The 1,844-nt window shown below is 65.6% G+C and carries 1 protein-coding gene and 1 pseudogene; one reads left to right on the top strand and one right to left on the bottom strand.

Annotation, left to right across the window (positions count from 1 at the left end; translation table 11 throughout):
- Position 1 precedes the first annotated feature (1 nt).
- Positions 2-142: an SDR family oxidoreductase gene (locus H7290_RS21340; RefSeq protein WP_366927623.1), complete on the top strand. Its 141-nt coding sequence runs from the start codon at positions 2-4 to the stop codon at positions 140-142.
- Positions 143-341: 199 nt separating this feature from the next.
- On the opposite strand, the pseudogene H7290_RS10480 reads toward H7290_RS21340, so the two are convergent.
- Positions 342-1,609, bottom strand: a pseudogene (locus tag H7290_RS10480) (IS3 family transposase).
- Between the last annotated feature and the right edge of the window lie 235 nt (positions 1,610-1,844).

Here is a 1,844-nt window from a genome sequence, read left to right as displayed (position 1 = left end):
CCTGTTCGCCCAAGAATCGGCCATCAAACGCCCCAACACAGTCGAAGAGGTCGCCGCGATGGCCGTACTACTCGCCTCCGACATAGGAGCCGGCATCACCGGCGCTCTGCTATCCATCGACGGCGGCACCGCCGCCTACTGAATGCTTGACCGGAAACAGCCCCTACTTGTCTGAAGGCATCACGACATGGTCGGCACCCCGCACATCAACAGGAGGCTATCCACCAACAGGGAATAAGCACAATACGTTGAGGAGCCCCCCAGCGGGGCCGGCCGAAACCGAAAGTGAAGCGCTCGTAATCGGGCTCCCTGAATCGCACTGGGTCTGATCAAGACTCGGGCTATTGGATTCTGACCGGGGTTTGGTCGGTCCGGCCGGTGGCGCAGAACGTCTTCTCGAACTCTGCTGGCGGTAGGTCGTCCAGGTAGCCGTGCAGAGGATCGTGGTTGTGCCAGTGGACCCAGCTCAGGGTGGCGAGCTCGACGGTCTTCCAGGGCCGTCCTTCGCCTGCGGGACCGCGGATCAAGTCGGCCTTGTCGAAGCCGTTCACGGTCTCGGCCACAGCGTTATCGTCGGTATCGCCGACGTTGCCGATCGAGGGCACCGCACCGATCTCAGCGACGCGTTCGCCCTAGCGAATCGAGGTGAAGTGCGACCCGGCATCGGAGACCCACCGCAGCCCCCTTGAGCTGGGCGCCTCGAGACCACCTGGCCATCTCGATGGCATTGAGGACCATCGTGGTGCGCAGGTGGCATGCGACCCGCCACCCAACGATGGTGGGTGAGTAGGCGTCGATGATGAAGACGTAGGCGATGGCGGCCCACGTCGGTACGAACCTCGGTTCGGTGACCCACAACTGGTTCGGTGCCGGGGCGGTGACGCCGCGGCCCACCAGGTCGAGCTGCCGGGGCACACCCGCTTCGGACCGGGTCGTCCTGATGCGTTTGGTTCGCCGCACGCCGTCGCTGCCCGCGGACCGCATCAGCCGGGCGGCCTGGTCACGACCAACGTCATGGCCACCGCGTCGGGCGGCCTTCCAGATCTTCCTCGCGCCGTAGACCCGGTCGTTGTCCTCCCACACCTGACACCCAACCGGACCCCACACCAGGTCGCGTTGAGCACAGGTCGAGGGCTGACGATTCTTGACCTCGTCGCAACTACTCGGGGCCACCTGCAGCGCACGGCAGATGAAGCTCGACCCCCAGGGGACGCGACCCCAGGGGCCCACCCGCGACGACGTCGTCGCAGTCGGCGTCGATGAACGCGGCTACCTTGTGTGCTGACCAGCTCCGCCCCGAAGAACGACGCAGCCCCTCTAAGAATCTCGTGAGCCCGCTCCAGCTCACGGTTCCCCTGCTCCACCACCTTCACCGGTCCAGCCTCACTCGTGCCGGCCCCGCCCCATGACCCTCGTCAACGTCGGCCTGGCGAACCCAACACCGCACCGACTCGGTGCCGTACCCGAGCGGGGACGCCACACATTGCACCGTCGGGCGCCCAGATCCCCACTCGACGCGCAACGTCCTGACCACCCGCACCACAGCGGCCTTCTCCTCGGGGCTGCAGCGACGCGTCGTCCGCTTCCCCAGCGTGGTGCCCTCCAGCACGAGTCCATCCACGTTTCCAGACGATGAAGACTCCAACCAAGCCAGTGCGATTCAAGCCCCTCGTGAGACCGTCAGCAAATCTGGCTCTCCTGCTGGTTCCGTGGGTCGATTCACGCGGTAGGACGTCCGGGTAGGGGTGGGCAGTAGCCGCCGAGGTTGAGCATGGCGAGGGCGATCATGGCCTCGGGGCTGTTGAACCCAAAGGCGATCCGGGTGAGGAGGCGGATCTTGGTGT

It is taken from the genome of Aeromicrobium sp., assembly GCF_014378035.1.
In the GTDB taxonomy this organism is placed as follows: Bacteria; Actinomycetota; Actinomycetes; order Propionibacteriales; family Nocardioidaceae; genus Aeromicrobium.
Note: the sequence above shows the minus strand (reverse complement) of the source record. Positions and strands in the feature narration are given on the sequence as shown.